Source organism: Fibrobacter sp. UWH6 (genome assembly GCF_900142465.1).
Classification (GTDB): domain Bacteria; phylum Fibrobacterota; class Fibrobacteria; order Fibrobacterales; family Fibrobacteraceae; genus Fibrobacter.
On sequence record NZ_FRAX01000014.1, the window covers coordinates 91883 to 111248 of the forward strand.

Below are 19366 nucleotides of genomic sequence, written 5' to 3' on the forward strand. Positions count from 1 at the left end.
ATAAAATATTTAAAATATGAGAGAATTTTTGAGAACATGTGCCGAGGCGCACAAATAAAAAAGCCCCCGATAATCGGGGGCCCTTATAAAAGTTAGACGGATTTGTCTTCGTTAACCCTTATTAGTACATCTTTTCGCCGGTAAGGCGCTTCTCGAAGTCGTCACGGCTCAGAGGCTTGTCGAAGAGGAATCCCTGTACGTGGCGGCAGTTCACGTCGTGGAGGAACTTGGCCTGTTCTTCGTTTTCCACGCCTTCGGCAATGACTTCCTTGTCCATTTCCTTGGCCATGTTGACCACGTTCTTCAGCACGATTTCGTCCTGGGAACCGGCCTTTCCGATGTTGTCCAACAGGGATTTGTCCAGCTTGACCACGTTGAAGTCGAAGTTCTTGATGACATTCAGGGTGGAATATCCGGTGCCGAAATCGTCGATGGAAACGGAAATTCCGTGGCTGCGCATGGCGCCAATGAACTTCTGCATGGCTACGAAATCATCATAGTCGGACACTTCGGTCAGTTCCACTTCCAAGTACTTGCTTTCGACTTCGTACTTGTTCATGATGGCGAAGAAATCTTCCGAGAAATTGGGGTTCTTCAGGTGCAACTTGGAGAAGTTCACCGAAGTACGGACCGGTTCGATGCCGGAGTTTACCCACTTACGGATGTCGCTGCAGACGCATTCAAATACGTAGAAATCCAGCTGACAGACGGTTCCTTCACGTTCCAGGATGGGCAGGAAATCTGCAGGGGGGACTACAGTCCTGTGGCGGAGCCAGCGGACCAGCGCTTCGGAACCGCACAACTGCTTGGTAATCAGGTCGACCTTGGGCTGATAATAGACCATGAATTCCTTGCTCTTGAGGGCGTTCTGGAATTCGCTGGAAATTTCTCTCTGGTGCAGGGCGTCGACCAGCATTTCGTTGTTGAAACGGATAATGTCGGTGGTCTTGACGTTCTTGGCGGTATTCAGGGCGATGGAACTGCAGTTCATCAGTTCGGAAACGGTGTCCTGTTCGCGAACCACGTAGACGCCCATACGGGCAGAAATCTTGAAATTGAGGGGCTTGGGACCCTGGCTCAGGGTGACATCCAGGCAAGAGAATTTCTTGATAATCTCTTCGGTATGTTCGTTTCGGACCAGGAAGAAGAAATTGTCGCCACCGAGACGGGATATGATTTCATCGGGGCCGAGAACGGCCTTGGCGGCGTTCACGTAGGCCTTCATGGCGATATCGCCGACCTGGGGACTCATAGACTTGTTAATGTACTTAAAATTCTTCAGGTTGGTGAAGATGCCCGTGTGTCCGACGAAATTCTTCTGGCTGATCAGTCTGCCCACGAAATTCATGAGGCCGGGCTGGTTGTCGGCACCGGTCATGTAGTCGATTGTCCTGGCGCGTTCTGCCATGCCCATGAGGCGGGCGCGTCCGCCCAAGATGAAACAGTCGTAGCAGATGAGCTGCAAAGCATCCCTTTCCTGATCTGTAAAGTTATGTCCGTCAACGGGATGGGCGTTAAAAGTAAAAGTGCCGCTTTCGGCTGTAGACATCACTTCGGCGATGTCTGAGCAGGTCGGGAGGGTGGGGAGCTTTTCCTTGTCATGGTAAATGAGCATTTTACCGTCGACGCCGGACTGGGCGAAGGTGGAAACCGGGGCTATAAGGCCACACTCCATGAAACCGACGTTCAGAGCCCTTGCGATGGGCTCGATCATGCGGGATATCTGCGATAAAAGGACCTCAGGGGCAGTAATGGGGCTGAGAAGTCCTTCCCTAAACCTCTTGTATTCGTCGCTGCAAAGCCTAAAGTCCATAATTTTCCTCAAAAAGAGCTAATCGGTTGTATGTCTTAAAGACAAAACCGAGCCAAATTTATAAATCCGCGGTGCTTAGTGCAAGCAAAAATTGAGCAAAACCATCGGGACCGTGTTAAATGTTGTTTTTTATCACACATACTAATATATACCTAAAAAGAAGGATAAAAGTCAAATTTTACGTTTGTTTGTAAAAAATATTGGGCTGGTGGTGGAATTTTGACGGTTTAAGTGCCGTGTAGGGGTGTTTTGGAGGGCTCCGGGGGCATGGGGGCTTTGGGGTGTCCCCAAAAATTTCTACCTTTGCGCCGGCATTTAATGAGGTAAGCTCCTATGAAAAATGAGGCAGATAAGCCGAATTTCATTACGTCCTCCCTTGACTTCCTGGTCAACTGGGGCCGTACTAATTCTCTGTGGCCGTTCCCCTATGGTACGGCTTGCTGTGCAATCGAATTCATGAGTACGGAAGTGGGTCGTTATGACCTTTCCCGTATCGGTTCTGAATACGTGCGTTTTACGCCGCGTCAGTCCGATGTGCTGCTTGTGTCAGGTACTATTACATACAAGCAGGCTCCGATCCTGCAGCGCATGTACGAACAGATGGCAGAACCCAAGTGGGTGATCGCCATGGGCGCCTGCGCAAGCTCCGGCGGTTTCTATGACTGCTACTGCACCGTTCCGGGTATCGACCATATCATCCCCGTCGACGTCTATATCGGTGGCTGCCCCAGCCGTCCCGAAGCATTCTTCGACGCCATGTTCGACCTGCAGAATAAGATCAAGGACGAATCCTTCATGAAGCAGCGTGCGGAACGCGTCAAGGATCAGCTTGAAATGATCAAGGTGAAGACCGCCGAATGCAAGGCCGAGGCTAAGGCCATGGCTGCCGAAAAGGTCGCCGCCGCCAAGGATTTCCTGGTCGAAAAAGAACAGAAACTTATTAAGAAAGCACAGTTCTGGAAGGAGTAAAAATGGATTTTGCTGAAAAGACCGTTTCCCTCCTGGAAGAGAAGTTCGGCGGCAAGCGCGAACCTCTGGCCAAGTGGGACGCCTGTGTGGTGATTCCTAAGGAATACCTCCACAATGCAGTGGAGTTCCTGAAGAACGATAGTTCTACCCAGTTGGATATGCTGCTGGACGAAGCCGGCATCGACTATCTGACTTACCCCAATCACGAAGGTCCTCGCTTTGCAGTGAGCTACAGCTTCAAGAGCACCAAGGTTGCCGGTCGTCGCATCCGTCTTAAGGTGCTGGTCAGCGAAGCCGACCTGAAGGTCCCCACCATCACCGACCTGTACAAGAGCGCTGATTGGCTGGAACGCGAAGTCTTCGACCAGTTCGGAATTGTGTTCGAAGGTCACCCGGACCTCCGCCGCCTGTTGAACCATGTTGAATTTGTGGGCAATCCTCTCCGTAAGGATTACCCGGCCCAGAAGCGCCAGTGGCTTTCCACTAGCGACTACCTGATGCCCGAACTTGAAAAGCGCCTTGAATCCAAGGGTTACAAGGTGATCGAACGCTCCGAGGAAATCAATCCTGTGGACGAAGAATATCTTGAAGGGAGCAGACAATGATCGTATTAGATCCGAATGGCGAAAAGCTGAGCCTCATGTCCCTGAACGTGGGTCCCACTCATCCGGCTACCCACCACTGCGTACGCTTGCTTACCGCTCTCGACGGCGAAACTATCGTTGCCGGCGTTAGCGAAATTGGCTTTATGCACCGCGGTTTCGAAAAGATGGTTGAACGCGGCACCTGGCAGCAGGTGATTCCCTACACTGACCGTCTGAACTACTGTTCTGCAATGATGAACAACATTGCGTTCTGCCGTGCCGTCGAAAATATGTTCGGCATCGAAATCACTGAACGCAACAAGGTTCTCCGCGTTATTGTGAACGAATTAAGCCGAATCAACGACCACTTCATTTGCGTGGCCGCTGCATTCCAGGACTTGGGTGGTACCACTCCGTTCATGTACGCATTTAACCCCCGCGAAGAAATCATGCTGATTTGGGAAAAGCTCACTGGCGCTCGTCTGACCAATAGCTTTGCCCGTATCGGTGGTCTGTATCGCGACACCTATAGCGGTTTCGAAGGTGATGTCCTGGCAGCCTGCAACTCTGTTGAAAAGGCTCTCAAGGATCTTCACGCCTGCTTGGACCGTAACCGTATCTTCCTGGATCGTACCGTTGGCGTTGCCAAGATTTCCAAGGAAGACGCTATCAGCTACGGCTGGACCGGCCCCGTGCTCCGTGCTACCGGCGTAGAAAGCGACCTGCGTAAGGATGAACCTTACTACGATTACGAAACCTATGACTGGGACGTTGTGGTTGGCACCAATGGTGACGCAAACGACCGTCTCCAGGTTCGTCTCTACGAAATCGAAGAATCCGTTAAGATTGTACGTCAGGCTCTGAAGCGTCTCGCTCCGGGTCCTGTTGACATTGTCGATCCTCGTATTCGCGTGCCGTCTCACAAGATGGCTTACCAGGATATGGAAGGCCTCATCGGCCGTTTCAAGAGCGTTTACGAAGGCATCCGCGTGCCCGAGGGCGAATACTACTGCGGTAGTGAATGCGCTAACGGCGAACTTGGCTTCACCATCATTGCCGATGGTTCCGGCCACCCGTATCGCATCAAGGTTCGTTCCCCCAGTCTCGCTCACGTTTCCGCTTTCAACTTCCTGGTTGAAGGTCTTACCTTGGCCGACTCTATGGCTACCTTGCCTGGCCTCAACATGATTGCAGGAGAACTTGACCGATGAGTGAACATATTAAAGGTGCAGTTCATTTTGTTGCAAACAACAATCTGAAGTTCGATCGTCCGGAACAGCCTATTGGTGCTATGCCGGATCCGGCACAGACCTTTGGCCACGTGAACAAGATTCAGGAACAGCCCAATCCCAAGGAAGTGCTGGAAAAGCTCTCCACTCCCGAAATCAAGGAACGTTGCGCTGACTTGCTGAGCCGTTACCCTGAAGGACAGGGCGCACTTCTCGAAGTGCTGTGGCTTGTGCAGGGCGTGTTCGGCTGGGTTCCCACCGAAGGTATCCGCTGGGCTGCTAACGTTTGCGGTTGCGCTCCGGCTCATGCTCTTGGCGTCGCCACTTTCTATACCATGTATAACCATGCTCCCAAGGGCAAGTTCATGTTGCAGTTCTGCCGCAACATCAGCTGCGCTATCAAGGGTGCACAGCCCCTCATCAAGTACATTGAGAATAAGCTTGGCATCAAGTCCGGCGAAACCACTCCCGATGGCCTCTTCACCATTCTCCAGGTGGAATGCCTGGGCTCTTGCGGCAACGGCCCCATGATGCTGGTGAACGATGACTTCGCTACCGACGTTGTTGACGGTCAGCTGAAGATGAAGCGCGGCACTACCCTCACTGAAGAAAGCATTGACCGTATCGTCGAATGGTGCAAGGCTCATGCAGACAACGTTCCCAAGCACGACGTGCTGGGCGGTGTTGTTAAGGGTCATTGCGGTCATCCGGGCGCTCCTGGCGCAACTGCCAAGCCCCAGGTCAATGACTATGCTCCTCCCAGCCCCGTTCTCTGCGTCAAGGCTGAAGCCGATGCAGCTGGCGCTACCCTCACTTGGAAGGGTGCTCCGGAATTCACCAAGATCGTGGTTGAAAAGAAGTCTGGCAATGATTGGGTCGTCGTTGGCGAACCCGGCGTTAAGGACAAGGCTTTCGTGGATGCCGCTGGTAAGGTTGGCGATGAATATCGCATGATCGCTACCTCTGGCGAACGCGTGGCTAAGCCTTCCGCTGTTGCTGTTACCACTCAAAAGCCGGAACCGGTTGAAGAGAAGAAGGTATAATTATGGCAGAATGCGTAAAAGTTTGTACTGAAAACTTCGGCAAGGGCGCCCAGGACATTGAAGTCTACAAGAAGCTGGGCGGCTACGAAAATATTTCCGAACGCTTGTTCAATATGAGCCAGTTCGAGCTCATCGACTACGTGCAGCGCACCAATCTGCGTGGCCGTGGCGGTGCAGGCTTCCCCACCGGTATGAAGTGGAGCTTCGTGCCCCGCGGAACCGGCAAGCCCGTGTACATCGTGGTGAACGCTGACGAAGGCGAAGGCGGTACCTTCAAGGATCACTTCCTCATGTTGGAAGATCCCCACCGTCTTATCGAAGGCCTTATCATCGCCGCCTGGGCTCTGGGTTCCCGTGCAGCATACATCTACTGCCGTGGCGAATTCCTGCCCTGCATCGAAAGCCTCAACAAGGCTCTGAACCAGGCTTATGCCGCTGGCTACCTTGGCGAAAATATCTGCGGAACCAAGTTCAGCTTCGATATCTTCGTACATCGCGGTGCTGGCGCCTACATTTGCGGTGAAGAAACCGCACTCATTAACTCTCTCGAAGGCCAGAAGGGTCAGCCCCGCCTGAAGCCGCCTTTCCCGGCTGTTAGCGGTGCATGGAAGAGCCCCACCTGCGTGAACAACGTAGAAACCATTATGGCTCTCCCCTGGATCCTGAAGCACGACCCCAGCGAATACGCCAAGATGGGTACTCCCCGTGCAGGTGGTACCAAGGTGTTCTGCATTTCCGGCGACGTGAAGAATCCGGGCGTGTACGAAGCTCCTCTGGGCACTCCCATGATGACCATGATCAACGAATATGCCGGTGGCGTGGTCGGTGGCAAGCTGAAGGCTGTGCTGCCCGGTGGTTCTTCTTGCGCTCCTCTGACTGCAGAAGAAGCTGCGGTTGCAACCATGGATTACGAATGCCTGGCTTCCATGAAGACCATGTTCGGTTCCGGTGCTATGATCGTCATTAACGACACTCATAACATGGTTGACCTGTTGAATGTATTGGGTAATTTCTACAGCCACGAATCCTGTGGCCAGTGCACCCCGTGCCGCGAAGGTACCGGTCTTCTGCACCGCATGCTGAACCAGATTGTTGCTGGCAACGGTCACGACGGCGATGTGGAACTGATGCAGAGCCTTACCGGTGGTTTCGGTGGCGTGACCATTTGTCCGCTGTCCATCTCTCTGGGCGGCCCTGTAGCTTCCTACAGCACAAAGTTCCGCGCCGACTTCGACGAATACATTGCAAAGAACCCGGACCACGCAAAGCCGCGTGTCCAAGAAACCGCACGTCCTGGAATTTTCTGGTAATAATATGAGTAACTACTATAACATGCCGAAACTCCCGACCGAAAACAGCCCGAAGGTTGAAATCTTCGTGGATGACAAGGCCGTGATGGTTCCTGGCGATACTAACCTCCTCGAAGCCCTGAAGGCTGTCGGGATTGAAACTCCGCACGTCTGTTACCATCCGTATCTGCCGGTTTCCGGTAACTGCCGTCAGTGCCTGGTTGAACAGGAAGGCCCCCGTGGTCGTATGCTGGTCATCTCCTGCTATACTCCTGTCGCTCCGGGTATGAAGATTTATACTCCTGCTTCCTCTGCTCGCGTCAAGAACGCCCGCAAGGCAACTCAGGAATTCATGCTGGTGAACCATCCGCTGGATTGCCCTATCTGCGATAAGGCTGGCGAATGCACCCTGCAGGAAAACTACATGGAATGCGGTCAGAACGAAGGCCGTCTCCGTCCGGAATATGGTAAGAACTACCACGGCAATCCGGTTCACCAGTTCGTTGACGCCAAGGGCCAGGTCCGTGGCGGTAAGCACGTGGATATCGGTCCCCGAATCCTTCTCGACGAAGAACGCTGCGTACAGTGCGACCGTTGCGTCCGCTTCATGCGTTCTGTGGCCAAGGATGAACAGCTGCAGCTTGCAGGCCGTGCCGACCACACTTACATCACCACGTTCCCCGGCGAAAAGCTGGACCACGAATATGACCTCTGCGTCACTGACGTGTGCCCCACCGGTGCAATGACTGCCAAGTACTTCCGTTTCCAGAAGCGCGTATGGCTCCTGAGCCACACCCCGACCATCTCCATGGATGACTCCCTGGGCGCAAACATCTGGATCGACCATGCCGACGGTAAGATCTACCGCGTCATGCCCCGTTGCAATCCGGAAGTGAACCGCAGCTGGCTCTCTAACACCAGCCGTATGGCATTCCAGAACTTTAACAAGAACCGTCTCCCCGCAATCGGTGGCGTCAAGGTCATCAAGGAAGCTCTCGCTTCTGCAACTGGCAAGATCGCTCTCGTTGCCGGTGGCGAATGCACCATCGAAGACTTGGCTGCTCTCCGCATGCTGAAGGAATCCCTGGGTGACCGTGCCGATATCTTCGGCGGTTCTCTCAAGATCAAGTCCGAACCCGATGGCATCGCCAAGAGCGGTGACCCCATGGCAAACCGCGCCGGCTTCAAGCTCCTTGGCCTTGCCGACGACAATCTGTGGGATCTGGCTCAGAACGTTTCCAACTACTCCGTGCTGGTCTGCGTGAACAACAACATTGTTGGCGATGGCAACAAGTCCATGGACGTAATCGAAAAGATTCCGACCCGCATCGTTCTTTCCGCTTTCAATGACGAAACTGCAAACATGGCTACCCTTGCTTACGGTATCAGGCACTGGAGCGAAGTCCAGGGCACCATGGTGAACTCTCTCAACATTCTCCAGAAGTTGAACGCAGCTCCCACTTGCCCCGATGCAGAACTGAGACCCGCTTACGAAGTTCTCTCTGAACTGGCTGGCAACACCTTCACCTGTGCATACGACGCTTTCAAGAAGGCTGCCGAATACGCCCCGGCTCTCGCCGGCCTCGCTTACGACAGCATCAAGAGCACTGGCCTTCATCTTGAAGGAGGTAACGCATAATGGATATTATTGAATCCAAATCCTGGGTTGAATGGCTGATCACGATTGCGAAGTTCGCCTTCTGCTTCGTGCCGGTCCTTTACATCCTCCTGTTGATTCCTATGGAACGCCGTGGCGCCGGCTTTATGCAGGACCGTCAGGGCCCCAACCGTTCCTACATCAAGATCCCGTACTTCGGCAAGATCCGCTTGCTGGGTTACGTGCAGAACATGTGCGACGGTACCAAGCTGTTCTTCAAGGAAATGTTCGCTCCCAAGGGCGCAAGCAAGTTCCTGTACTACGTGGCTCCGGCAATCCCGTTTGCCATCGTGTTCCTGTCTCCCTGCGTCATTCCCTGGTTCGGACCTCTGGTTTTCGAATGGGGTGGCAAGGTCGTGACGATCAGCGGTTCCATCCTTGATACCGAAGTGGGCATCTTGCTCCTGTTCGGTTTCTCTTCTCTGTCTGCATTCGGTGCTGTCCTGGCTGGTTGGGCTTCCAAGTCCAAGTACAGCTACCTGGGCTCCCTCCGTACTTCTGCAATGACCATTAGCTACGAAGTCTGCCAGGGCCTTTCCATGATGGGCCTCCTGGTGCTCGCAGGCTCCTTCAGCCTCACCGACATCGTTAGCTGGCAGGAACACCACGTCTGGGGTATCGTTGCCCAGCCGGTGGCTTTCTTCTGCTTCCTCATTGCAACTATCGCCGAAACTGGCCGTGCTCCCTTCGACGTTGCCGAAGGTGAACCGGAATTGGTTGCTGGTTACCACACTGAATACGGTGCAATGCAGTTCGGTATGTTCTACATGGGCGAATACGCTCATATCTGCATCGCTTCCTTCCTGGTGGCAACCCTCTTCCTGGGTGGCTACTCTGTACCGTTCGTTACTACCGAAACCATGCAGGCTCACATGGGCGGCTCCCTGGCCATCCTCTGCTGGGTGCTTGCATTCCTCGGCCTCGCATTCCTCCACATGATGCACCGCTACTCCAAGAAGCTCCGCGCTTCTTCCCAGAGCAATAAGATGGTGATCCTGCAGGAATACAAGCTGTACAAGCTGGTTGCCGGTATTGCTACCGTCGTGTTCATCGCTGCCGGTGTCGCTTCCTGGATGTTCTACACTCCGGAAATCGCACATACCGCCGCTGGCGTCAACACCATCGGTACTGCTCTCGGTACTGCTGTTATCCACCTGCTGGTTCTCGTCGTCAAGAGCGTGTTCTTCTGCTGGGTCTGGATTTGGGTCCGTTGGACTCTGCCCCGCTTCCGCTATGACCATGTGATGAACCTCGGTTGGAAGATTATCCTTAACATCGCTATCCTGAACCTCGTTGTGACCGCAGTTGTCGCAAAGCTCGTTGGAGGTAACTAATGGCTCGCGTTATTAAACAGAAACCCATGACCGTCATCGAACGCCTCTACATTTTCGAGGCTATGCGCGGTCTGTGGACCACCCTTAAGCATGCTGCCCGTGGTTTGTTCCGCTACGAAGAACTTCCCACTATTTCCTACCCGGAAGGCCAGCCCGAAGTTCGCAACACCTATCGCGCCAAGCATCGCTTGATGCTCCGCCCCGATGGCACTCCCCGTTGCGTTGCTTGCGGCATGTGCGCTGCAGCTTGCCCTGCTCACTGTATCTTTATCGAAGCAACCCAGTCTGACGATCCCCGTATCGAAAAGCGCGTCATGCGTTTTGACATTGACCACCTGGTTTGCGTGTTCTGCGGCCTTTGCGCCGAAGCCTGCCCGGTAGATGCTCTCCGCATGGATACCAAGCAGATCGTTTTTGAACATCGCAACCGCGAAGATTTCGTGGCACACCTGGCCGATCTCATCGAATGGGATCCGAAGGATTACCCCGAAGACGCACAGAGCCAGATGGCTCCGGGCGGTACCAAGAACGCCGAGGCCCGCAAGGTCTGGGGAATGGAGGTTAAGTAATGCTCGCCCTGATTTACTTCATTGTCCTTGGAATTATCGCAATTGGCTCTGCCGTTTGCGTGCTCCTTTCCAAGCATCCGCTCTACGGAGCTCTTTCCCTGGTTCTTACCATGCTCTCCCTGGCCGGTATCTACGGCCTGCTGGGTAGCCCCTTCATGGGCGTTGTCCAGATCATGGTTTACGCAGGCGCAATCATCATGTTGCTCACCTTCGTGATCATGGTGCTGAACGCCGGTAAGGACAGCAAGACTCCCATGTTCGACAAGGTTTCCCTGTTCGTGATTCCGGCCGTGATCGTTCTCGCCGGTCTCGTGGGCTTTGCCCTGGTTCGTGCTCCCATCGTCTTCGATGCTACCACCCTCCGCGGCTCTGTAAAGCTCACCTCCGAAACACTGTTTAACGTAGCTCAGGAAGGCCCCGGCTACTTCGTCCTGTTCGAAGTCCTCGGTCTGTTGCTCCTTTCTTCCATGGGTGCCGCTGTGCTCATGGCCAAGAAGCGCCTTGGCTCTGAAATCGAGGAGGAAAAGTAATGGAACTCCAAGCTATGTATGTTCAGATTTTGGCCCTGGTGATTTTCGCCATCGGCCTTATCGTGGCCATTTCCCGCAGAAACATCTTCTTCGTGCTCATGGGTGTTGAACTCGCCCTGAACGCCGTGAACCTGTCTTTCGTGGGCTTTGCCAAGACCCTGCCTGCCGAAATGAGCGTTGCAGGCCAGATCGTGCCGCTGTTCGCAATTGCTGTTGCAGCTGCCGAAGCTTGCGTGGGCCTTGCCATGGTCATCATGATCTTCCGTAACCGCGAGAGCGTTGATTCCAACGACTTCTCTAACTTGAAGGGGTAATAATCAATGACTAATTTACCGCTTTGGTTTATTCCGCTCTTCCCGCTCATCGGTACCATCCTTTTGGGTACCATCGCCGTGATTTCTTCCGGCAGCAAGAAGGGCCCTTCCGAAGGTTTCGTTGGCGCGCTGGCCGTGTTGTTCCCGGCTCTCGCTTTCGCTAGCGTTGTCCTGCTGGCTTTCGGCATGCCCGAAACCGGCATCCGTCAGACCCTCTGCAACTGGATCGACGTCCCCATGCTCAAGGTGGACATCGGATTCCTGTTTGACGGTCTGTCCCGCATCATGCTGCTGTTCGTCACTGGCATCGGCTCCCTGATTGCGCTGTACTCCATCGGTTACATGCACGGCGACCGTGGCTTTGCCCGCTTCTTCGCCTACATCAACCTGTTCCTGTTCAGCATGATCGTGCTGGTCCTTTCCGACAGCCTGCTCCTGACCTTCCTGGGTTGGGAAGGTGTGGGTCTCTGCTCTTACCTGCTGATCGGTTTCTGGAACTACGACGTGAACAACTGCAAGGCTGCAAACAAGGCCTTCATCGTGAACCGCGTGGGTGACATCGGCTTCCTCCTGGGTATGCTGGTGCTCTGCACTATCGGCGGCTCCGCCATCCTCAACTACGATCAGCTGGCTGCTTTCATCCAGATGGTCGTTTCCGGTGGCCACGTTGAAATCGTCATTCCGTTCCTGTCTCTCGCCGGTATCTGCTTCTTCGTAGGCTGCACCGGTAAGTCCGCCCAGATTCCTCTTCTCACTTGGTTGCCCGATGCAATGGCTGGTCCGACCCCGGTTTCCGCCCTCATCCATGCTGCAACCATGGTGACCTCTGGCGTGTATCTGCTTGCCCGTCTCGGTTCTATGTTTGCCATGCTCCCCACCGTGCTTGATATCATTACCGTTGTCGGTATGCTCACTGCATTCTGGGCCGCTGTGGCTGGCCTCTTCCAGAACGACATCAAGAAGGTGCTGGCATACTCCACTATCTCTCAGCTGGGCTACATGTTCATGGCTGCAGGTGTGGCTGCATTCGATGCTTCCATCTTCCACGTCTTTACCCACGCCTTCTTCAAGGCAGCCCTGTTCCTCGGTGCCGGTGCCGTGATTCACGCCCTGGCTGGCGAACAGGATATGCGCAAGATGGGTGGCCTGGTCAAGAAGGTTCCCGTTACCGCATGCGTCATGATCTTTGCATTCCTGGCCATTATCGGTATCCCGGGCTTCGCCGGTTTCTGGTCTAAGGACCTGATCCTGGAACGTCTCTATATGAGCGGTCCCATGGGCCCCTACTACTATGCAGTTGGCCTCCTCACTGCTGTTATTACCGCAGTCTACATGGGCCGTCTGATCATCCTGACCTTCTTCGGTTCCTATCGCGGTTCCAAGGAAAGCGAACATCACATTCACGAAGCTCCGGCTTGCATGCTGATCCCCATGGTGATTCTCGCCGTTGGCGCAGTGTTCTCCGGCTATATGTGGGCAGATTCCATCGGCCTTACCTTCTTCCGTGATATGCTTGCTCCTGTTGTTGGTGCTGCACAGCTCTCCGTGGCTCACTCCGAAGCCCACGTGAACCCCATGGTGTTCGCCGGTCTCGGCACTGCCGCTGCTGTTCTCGGTCTCGTGATTGCCTGGGCCAAGTTCGGCAAGGCTCGCATTCCTGAAGCCAAGGGCTCTTCTGCTCCTACCGGCAAGATGGCTACCTGGACCTTCCTCTTCGATATCATTCACGGTTGGTTCATCTGCCTTACCAATGTTGTTGCCTGGATTATCGAAAACTGCGTGGATAAGCTGGTTCTGTTTGTCCAGTGGCTGGTAGCCGGCATTGTTGAAATCCTGGGTGATGGCGTTGCCTCCTTCCAGGTTCGCAAGGTTCGCCTGCAGCTCGCTCTTAGCGTTGCCGGTGTTGTAGCCCTTGTGCTCGTTGTTCTTCTGACCGGAGGTATGATCTAATGCTTCTGCATCTCCTCGTCTTGGCTCCGTTCGTTGTCGCTATCCTCATGGTGGCAACCTCCAAGGAAGATCCCAAGTCTTCTTCCCGCCTGGCTTTCCTCTTCGGCCTTGCCTTTGTGGGCATGTCCGTCGCTCTGATCGCCGGTGGCAACCAGGCTACCGAAGCTGTGGAATGGTTCCGCATTCCTGGCGCAAAGGGCCCGGTTTACTACTACCTGTACAGCCATGGTCTGGGCGCCTGGATGACGCTCCTTTCCACTGGTCTTTCCCTGGTGGCTCTCATCACTGCTCGTAACACTACCTGCAAGAACTACCGCAACTTCGCAATCGGCATCTTCGCCTTGATGGGCGCCATGAACGGCACCTTCCTGGCCGCCGACGCAGTGCTGTTCTTCTTCTTCTTCGAAGCAATGGTGATCCCCGCCGCAATCCTTATCGCCGGTTTCGGTGGCAAGGATCGCGTCAAGGCTGCTATGACCTTCGCCATCTACACCCTGGTGGGCTCCGCTCCCATGATGGTGGCTCTGTGGTACGTGCTGACCAAGGCTGACAACTCCCTGCTCCTTTCTCTGGCCCTGGCTATCCAGAACATGGATCCCGCCGTCCAGACCTCTATCCTCGTTTGCTTCCTCCTGGCCTTCATGGTGAAGACTCCGATCTTCCCGTTCCACGGCTGGCAGGCAATTTCCTACTCCGAAGCTCCCGCTCCGCTCTCTGCAATCCTTACCGGTGCAATGAGTAAGGCTGGCGTCTTTGGTTTCATTGCCTGGATCCTCCCGATTTTCCCGCTTTCTATGACTGCTGTCAGCACCATGATGTGGCTGGGCCTCGTGACTGCCGTTTACGGCGCTCTCATGGCTCTCCGCGCCAAGGATGCCAAGAAACTTCTGGCCTTCAGCTCCATGGGTCACCTCGGCCTGGCTGTTGCCGGTGTCTTTAGCCTTTCCGAAGCTATGCTCCCCGCAGTGCTGGTGCTCCTGGTGGCACACGGCCTCTCCGCAGGCGCACAGTTCCTTCTGATGGGCATTGGCGAACGTATGACTGGAACTCGCGAACTGGATAAGCTTGGCGGTCTTGCCCGCAAGACTCCGGTGTTCGGCACCCTGTTCGGCTTTGTGGCTGTGATGGCCCTGGCTGTTCCTGGTACTGCAGGCTTCGTCGGCGAATTCACCGTGCTCCTGTCCCTCTGGGATATGGGCCCGCTCCCCGCACTGGTTGCTGGTCTCACCATCATCCTCTCTGCCGCTTACATGCTCCGCTTCGTCCAGAAGGTTATCTTCGGTGAACAGAAGTGCGAAGTGACCGGCACCCAGATGACCGCCCTGGAAGGTTCTTCCATCGGTATCATGGCCGCCCTGCTCCTGGTGTTCGGTATGCATCCCGCATTCATCACCAACGCTCTGCACCTCTTCGACGAACAGGCTGTGGAACAGATGGCTAAGCTCTCCGGCAACGCCCAGCAGATCGAAGAAACTGCCGAAAACGAAGCAGTTCCCGCCGCTGAAGCTGCCGCCTCCGCCGAAGACGAAAATATCGCAAGCGTTGCCCAGCCCATGACCGAAGAAGACTTCCGTCAGCTGGATTCTAACCTGGCCGCCAACGGTTTCAGCGAAGAAGAACGCGCATCTCTCATCAAGCAGCTCCGCGAAATGGATGTCGACACCGCCGCCGCTTCCGAAGCCGCTGTTGAAGGAGGTAACAACTAATGAGTAACATGATCATTCTCTTGCCGGTTATCCTGGTTGCCGTTGGCGCCCTGATTTCCTTGGCTGCAGAACCCTTCATCAAGGACGAGAACAAGCATAAGATCCTTCCCTGGGTCGCTTCCGCATTCGCCCTGTTCGCAGCCGGTGCCTACGCCCTGGTCACTACCGATACCTTTTACGGCCTCTATGCCATGGATCCGGCCCGCCGCCTCCTGGGCGTTGCCATTGTGCTCTGCGCCTTCCTGGGTATCGCTGGCCTCCAGTGGACCCTGGGCCACGAAAAGTTCAAGGGTGGCGAAGCTTACGCCCTCCTGATGCTTGCTACTACAGGCGCCCTGCTCATGACTCAGGCCATCGACTATGTGGCCCTGTTCCTGGGCATGGAACTGGCTAGCTTCCCGATCTACGCCCTGGTGGGTATTCGCCGCAAGGATGCAAACGCTAACGAAGGTGCCTTCAAGTACTTCGTTTCCGGTTCCATCTTCAGCGCCATCTTCCTCTACGGTGTGGCTATGGTTTACGGTGCTACCGGTACTACCAGCTTCAATTCCGCCATTCTCCCGGGTCGCGAAAGCATCTACGGCATTGGCGTGTTCATGACCGTGATTGGCCTCCTGTTCAAGGCTGGTGCCGCTCCTGTCCACTTCTGGGTGGCTGACGTCTACACCGGTGCTTCCGTTGCAGTGACCGGCTTCATGGCTGCAGTTGTTAAGGTTGGCGCTCTCGCCGCCCTGGCTTCTGTATGGCTCGGCATCCTGGTGACCAAGGCTGGCTCCGCAGCCGCCTGGAACCTTGCTGAACAGGTGACCATCGGTTCCCAGTCCAAGGGCCTCTATTATGTGGTTGTTATCGTGGCTCTGCTTTCCATGGTGTTCGGTGCCTTCGGCGGTCTCGCCCAGAAGTCCATCCGTCGCATCTTGGCTTACTCCGCCGTGATGAACGCCGGCTTTATCGTAATCGGCCTGCTGCTGCCCAACTACGCTGCAAACGGTACCGTTCAGATGGGCCCCATGTTCTACTTCCTGGTGACCTACGCCGTTGCATCTGCTGGCGCCCTCACCGGTATTGCCTACCTGTCTGGCCGTGACGACCGCAACGAAACTCTGGAAGCAATCCAGGGCCGCGGCCGCAAGCGTCCCTTCGTTGCACTGGGCGTGACTGTCTGCTTGGCAAGCCTGGCTGGCCTTCCGCCGGTTGCTGGTTTCCTGGCCAAGTTCACCCTGTTCACCGACGCATTCGCCGCTGGTATGGGCTGGCTCGCTGCCGTGGCCTTCGGCCTCTCCCTGGTGGCTGCCGTGTTCTACCTGCGTATCGCCTTCGTCCTCTTCATGCCCCTCAAGCCTGAATGCGAATGCAAGTGCGTATGCGCCAAGAGCGCACCCTTCAGCTACCTGCTGAAGTTTGCAGTGACCGTTGCCGCTATCGCCCTCCTGGTGGTCGGCGTGATCCCCGGCATCGCCCTGATCTAATCAGTTACAGGACGTCATTCCTGAACTGACCCAAAGTCATCCTGAACTTGTTTCAGGATCCTAAACTTCGAAAACGCCTCGTAGGAATCCCCTACGGGGTGTTTTTGTTTATAAGCGGATTTTATAAAGTACTTGAATGAATTCGCCTTCTGAACATTTTGGGGGTTCGTGTGTGACAAGGAACAAAAAATAGGGGGGGAAGCGGAAAAGGAACGCCTGATTTTGTAAGAAAATTAGTGACAATAATGCAATGAAAATTTATCTTTCGTCACTGAGAAAGATCAAGGTTTGTATGAAAAAGATAATCTATGCTATGACTTTTGCCGGCATCTGCGCTGTAGGCGCTAATGCTGCTATTACCCCGAAGAAACCTTCCGTAGACGTAAAGGATGGTTGTTACCAGATTAGTACGGCTGCAGAACTTTATGGTTTTGCCGCGGTAGTTAACGGCACGAGTGGTCAGACCGCAAATAAGACTGCTTGCGGTAAGCTGACCGCTAATATTACCGTGAACAGTAGTGTTCATGAATCCACTGGTGACGGTTGGCTGGTTAAGACTCAAGGTAACCTCATTTACTACAAGTATGAAGGTGGTGTTATTAATACAACTGTTGATCGCGAATCCTGGACTCCGATTCAGGGTTTTGCAGGCAAGTTTGATGGCGGTACGTACTCCATTAGCGGCTTGTATCTTTGGATAACCTCCAATGCAGGTTTCTTTGAATCCATTTCTGGTGGTGCGGTCATTAAGAACCTGAACATTCGCGACTCCTATTTTAGAGTGGAACCTGAGAATGCAGGCGGCTTGGCGGTTCGTGTAGAAAAAGGTAATGGCAAGCTGATTCGTATTGATAATAGTTCCTTTGGCGGTACCGTCGCTGGCGGATATTACAAAAACAGAACGACTAAAAACGGTGCCAACATTGGTGGCCTTATTGGCACGGTGAAGGATGGTGCCAGGTTGGTCATTTCCAATAGCATTAACCATGGTCGTGTATTCTCTTCCTATACCGATAGAGCCGGGTTAAGTAAGGTTATGGATGAGGAAACCTTGACCGGAACCAATATCGCAGGTCTCATTGCCAATGTGGAGTCTGGTGCTGTGGCAAGTGTTGCAAACTGCTATAACATCGGTACCGTTGATGCCAATTCTGGTAGCTCTGGCCTTAACGCTACAGTTGGCTCCGCTGCAGGTACTCTCGAAACAGATAACGTAAACTGCGAATCTGGTACTACAGGTTGCACAAAAGGAAAGGATTCCACAAATCTTACCTCTAGTTTTAACAGCTATGACCAGTCCAACGTTTTCGCTTATTACGATCCCGAAACTGTTGAATCTATCATTGGAGCAGACTCTCATCCCGGCGTAACCATCTCTGAAGACGGCTTGACCCTTACTGCAACCATTCACGACGATGCAACGACATTCTCTATTCCTCAGGATATCAAGGTCGACACGGTTGTTTTCACCCGTCAATTTACTGCAGGAGGTTACTCCACTATAACATTGCCCTTTAGCATTGAATCGTCTAAAATCAATGAAGGTGCAAATACTTTCGCAAAACTTAAGGAAGTTACGGAAGAAGATGGCGTGTTTACTGATGCTGTTGGTGAATCGACCACTTCCCTAGAAGCCTACACTCCGTACTTGCTTACCATAAACAGTGCCGAACTTCTCGTCTCTGGCGCCGTCACTCTCAAGAAAAATCCTGAGAGCGCAACAACTACTGTTGATGACTGGTCCTTTATCGGAACCATGGCAAAGAAGCGCTGGCAGGATGATGATAAAAAGCAGGAAAATGCTGATGAACTGGGCAGTGTTTATGGATTTGCTGGCTCCGCAAATAAGAATAATCTTGTTATCGGTTCCTTTGTCAAGGCTGGCAATAAGGTGGCAATTCTCCCCCTACGCGCTTACCTGATTTATAATGGCAGTGAGCCCGAGAAAAAGCCTGCCGCTCCCGGCGCCGAATATGCTCCTGCTGCAGTGGCGTCCATCGACAAACTTCCTGAATCCATGAGGGTGATTATCGTTGACCCGGCTCCGGCTGATACTGATGAAGATGACAATCAGATAACTGCTATCAAGAATCTCAAGGCCCCTGCAAACATTGTCAAGTCAGATCGCTGGCACGATGTTACTGGCCGCAGCATGAACAAGCCCAAGGCTCAGGGCGCATACGTTAACTACCGCACTCCGGTTATCGTCAAGTAAGGAGCGAACAATGAACATCGAAAAGAATCTCGAAAAGAAAGAATACGTTGCTCCGCAGATGACCGTTATGGACATGAGCATGACATCGTTATTGTGTGCCAGTGGTGAAGAAATAAAGCTCTTCTCTGCCGAAGATGATAGTGATGATGATGTCTATTTCCAATAGGGCTGCGATTCGAAGCTGACAAAAACATCTGCTATTTAATCCCTCCGCGGTGCGATTGCGCCTGCGGGGGATTTTTTAATGCTGTAAATAAAACTTCCCTCAAAAAAGTGGATCTTTTCTCTCCGTGAATTCTGGCAAAAGTCTCCTGTAAAATGCATAATAAGCAGCCGACAATTGACAAAGCCCTGTAAAGCACGCTCGACAGAGCAACTTCAATTGACAAAGCCCTGTAAACCGCGCCCCTCCGGTGTCCACGACTTGTTCGGGGATCTCCTTTGTTCGTGCTAAAAAATTTTAGAGGCATCATCAACATGTGTGGTAGCATTTAGGCTGCCTTGCTAGATGATCCTCTCGATTCCGATTCCCATTCGTAGGCTATCTTTACATCTACATAGGAACAGCTCAACATTATCAGCGACAGCATGTTGTTCATGTTCCTGAAGCCATAGGCAGTCCGTATCAGTAGCTTTATCTTGTTGTTCGTCGCCTCGATCCTTGCGTTTGACACGCCCAGCCTGATTGTGTTGAG

General features: G+C 53.6%; 16 protein-coding genes and 1 pseudogene. 15 read left to right on the plus strand and 2 right to left on the minus strand.

What is annotated here, in order from left to right; all coding sequences use genetic code 11:
• Nucleotides 1-121: 121 nt before the first annotated feature.
• Complete coding sequence (locus BUB73_RS12125; RefSeq protein WP_073159638.1) at nt 122-1813, minus strand: GGDEF domain-containing phosphodiesterase; 1692 nt, start codon at nt 1811-1813, stop codon at nt 122-124.
• Nucleotides 1814-2146: 333 nt separating this feature from the next.
• Between BUB73_RS12125 and BUB73_RS12130 the strand changes: the two are divergent.
• From BUB73_RS12130 to BUB73_RS17375, 15 genes and pseudogenes are all read left to right on the plus strand, one after another.
• Nucleotides 2147-2647, plus strand: a pseudogene (locus BUB73_RS12130) (NADH-quinone oxidoreductase subunit B); the annotation flags it as partial.
• A 137-nt stretch (nt 2648-2784) separates the two neighbouring features.
• Nucleotides 2785-3387 (plus strand): NADH-quinone oxidoreductase subunit C, encoded by a 603-nt coding sequence (locus tag BUB73_RS12135; protein WP_073238377.1) that lies wholly within the window; start codon nt 2785-2787, stop codon nt 3385-3387.
• The gene (locus tag BUB73_RS12140) at nt 3384-4577 is read left to right on the plus strand and encodes an NADH-quinone oxidoreductase subunit D (protein ID WP_073238380.1); all 1194 of its coding nucleotides are present in this window, start codon (nt 3384-3386) and stop codon (nt 4575-4577) included. The genes BUB73_RS12135 and BUB73_RS12140 overlap by 4 nt, the downstream gene beginning before the upstream one ends.
• Nucleotides 4574-5638, plus strand: a complete 1065-nt coding sequence (locus BUB73_RS12145) for a complex I 24 kDa subunit family protein (protein WP_073238383.1) — start codon at nt 4574-4576, stop codon at nt 5636-5638. Before BUB73_RS12140 ends, BUB73_RS12145 begins: the two co-directional genes overlap by 4 nt.
• Before the next feature lie 2 nt (nt 5639-5640).
• Nucleotides 5641-6948, plus strand: a complete 1308-nt coding sequence (gene nuoF, locus BUB73_RS12150; RefSeq protein ID WP_073159648.1) for an NADH-quinone oxidoreductase subunit NuoF — start codon at nt 5641-5643, stop codon at nt 6946-6948.
• A gap of 4 nt (nt 6949-6952) precedes the next feature.
• Complete coding sequence (locus BUB73_RS12155; protein ID WP_073286196.1) at nt 6953-8566, plus strand: NADH-quinone oxidoreductase subunit G; 1614 nt, start codon at nt 6953-6955, stop codon at nt 8564-8566.
• A complete protein-coding gene (locus BUB73_RS12160) occupies nt 8566-9918 on the plus strand; it encodes a complex I subunit 1/NuoH family protein (protein WP_073159652.1) in 1353 nt (450 codons plus the stop codon). The genes BUB73_RS12155 and BUB73_RS12160 overlap by 1 nt, the downstream gene beginning before the upstream one ends.
• Complete coding sequence (locus tag BUB73_RS12165) at nt 9918-10487, plus strand: NuoI/complex I 23 kDa subunit family protein (protein WP_249269454.1); 570 nt, start codon at nt 9918-9920, stop codon at nt 10485-10487. Before BUB73_RS12160 ends, BUB73_RS12165 begins: the two co-directional genes overlap by 1 nt.
• Nucleotides 10487-11017, plus strand: coding sequence for an NADH-quinone oxidoreductase subunit J family protein (locus BUB73_RS12170; RefSeq protein ID WP_073159654.1), 531 nt, complete (start codon nt 10487-10489; stop codon nt 11015-11017). The genes BUB73_RS12165 and BUB73_RS12170 overlap by 1 nt, the downstream gene beginning before the upstream one ends.
• Nucleotides 11017-11331 (plus strand): NADH-quinone oxidoreductase subunit NuoK, encoded by a 315-nt coding sequence (nuoK, locus tag BUB73_RS12175; protein ID WP_073159656.1) that lies wholly within the window; start codon nt 11017-11019, stop codon nt 11329-11331. The genes BUB73_RS12170 and nuoK overlap by 1 nt, the downstream gene beginning before the upstream one ends.
• Before the next feature lie 6 nt (nt 11332-11337).
• A complete protein-coding gene (nuoL, locus tag BUB73_RS12180; RefSeq protein WP_073286199.1) occupies nt 11338-13281 on the plus strand; it encodes an NADH-quinone oxidoreductase subunit L in 1944 nt (647 codons plus the stop codon).
• The gene (locus BUB73_RS12185) at nt 13281-14987 is read left to right on the plus strand and encodes a complex I subunit 4 family protein (RefSeq protein ID WP_073286202.1); all 1707 of its coding nucleotides are present in this window, start codon (nt 13281-13283) and stop codon (nt 14985-14987) included. The genes nuoL and BUB73_RS12185 overlap by 1 nt, the downstream gene beginning before the upstream one ends.
• Complete coding sequence (locus tag BUB73_RS12190; protein WP_073238391.1) at nt 14987-16456, plus strand: NADH-quinone oxidoreductase subunit N; 1470 nt, start codon at nt 14987-14989, stop codon at nt 16454-16456. Before BUB73_RS12185 ends, BUB73_RS12190 begins: the two co-directional genes overlap by 1 nt.
• A gap of 292 nt (nt 16457-16748) precedes the next feature.
• Nucleotides 16749-18671, plus strand: coding sequence for a hypothetical protein (locus BUB73_RS12195; protein ID WP_088658982.1), 1923 nt, complete (start codon nt 16749-16751; stop codon nt 18669-18671).
• Nucleotides 18672-18681: 10 nt separating this feature from the next.
• Nucleotides 18682-18837, plus strand: coding sequence for a hypothetical protein (locus BUB73_RS17375; RefSeq protein ID WP_170932350.1), 156 nt, complete (start codon nt 18682-18684; stop codon nt 18835-18837).
• 325 nt (nt 18838-19162) lie between these two features.
• On the opposite strand, the gene BUB73_RS12200 is transcribed toward BUB73_RS17375, so the two are convergent.
• The coding region (locus tag BUB73_RS12200) for a transposase (protein ID WP_139259208.1) at nt 19163-19366 on the minus strand (204 nt) is incomplete at its 5' end.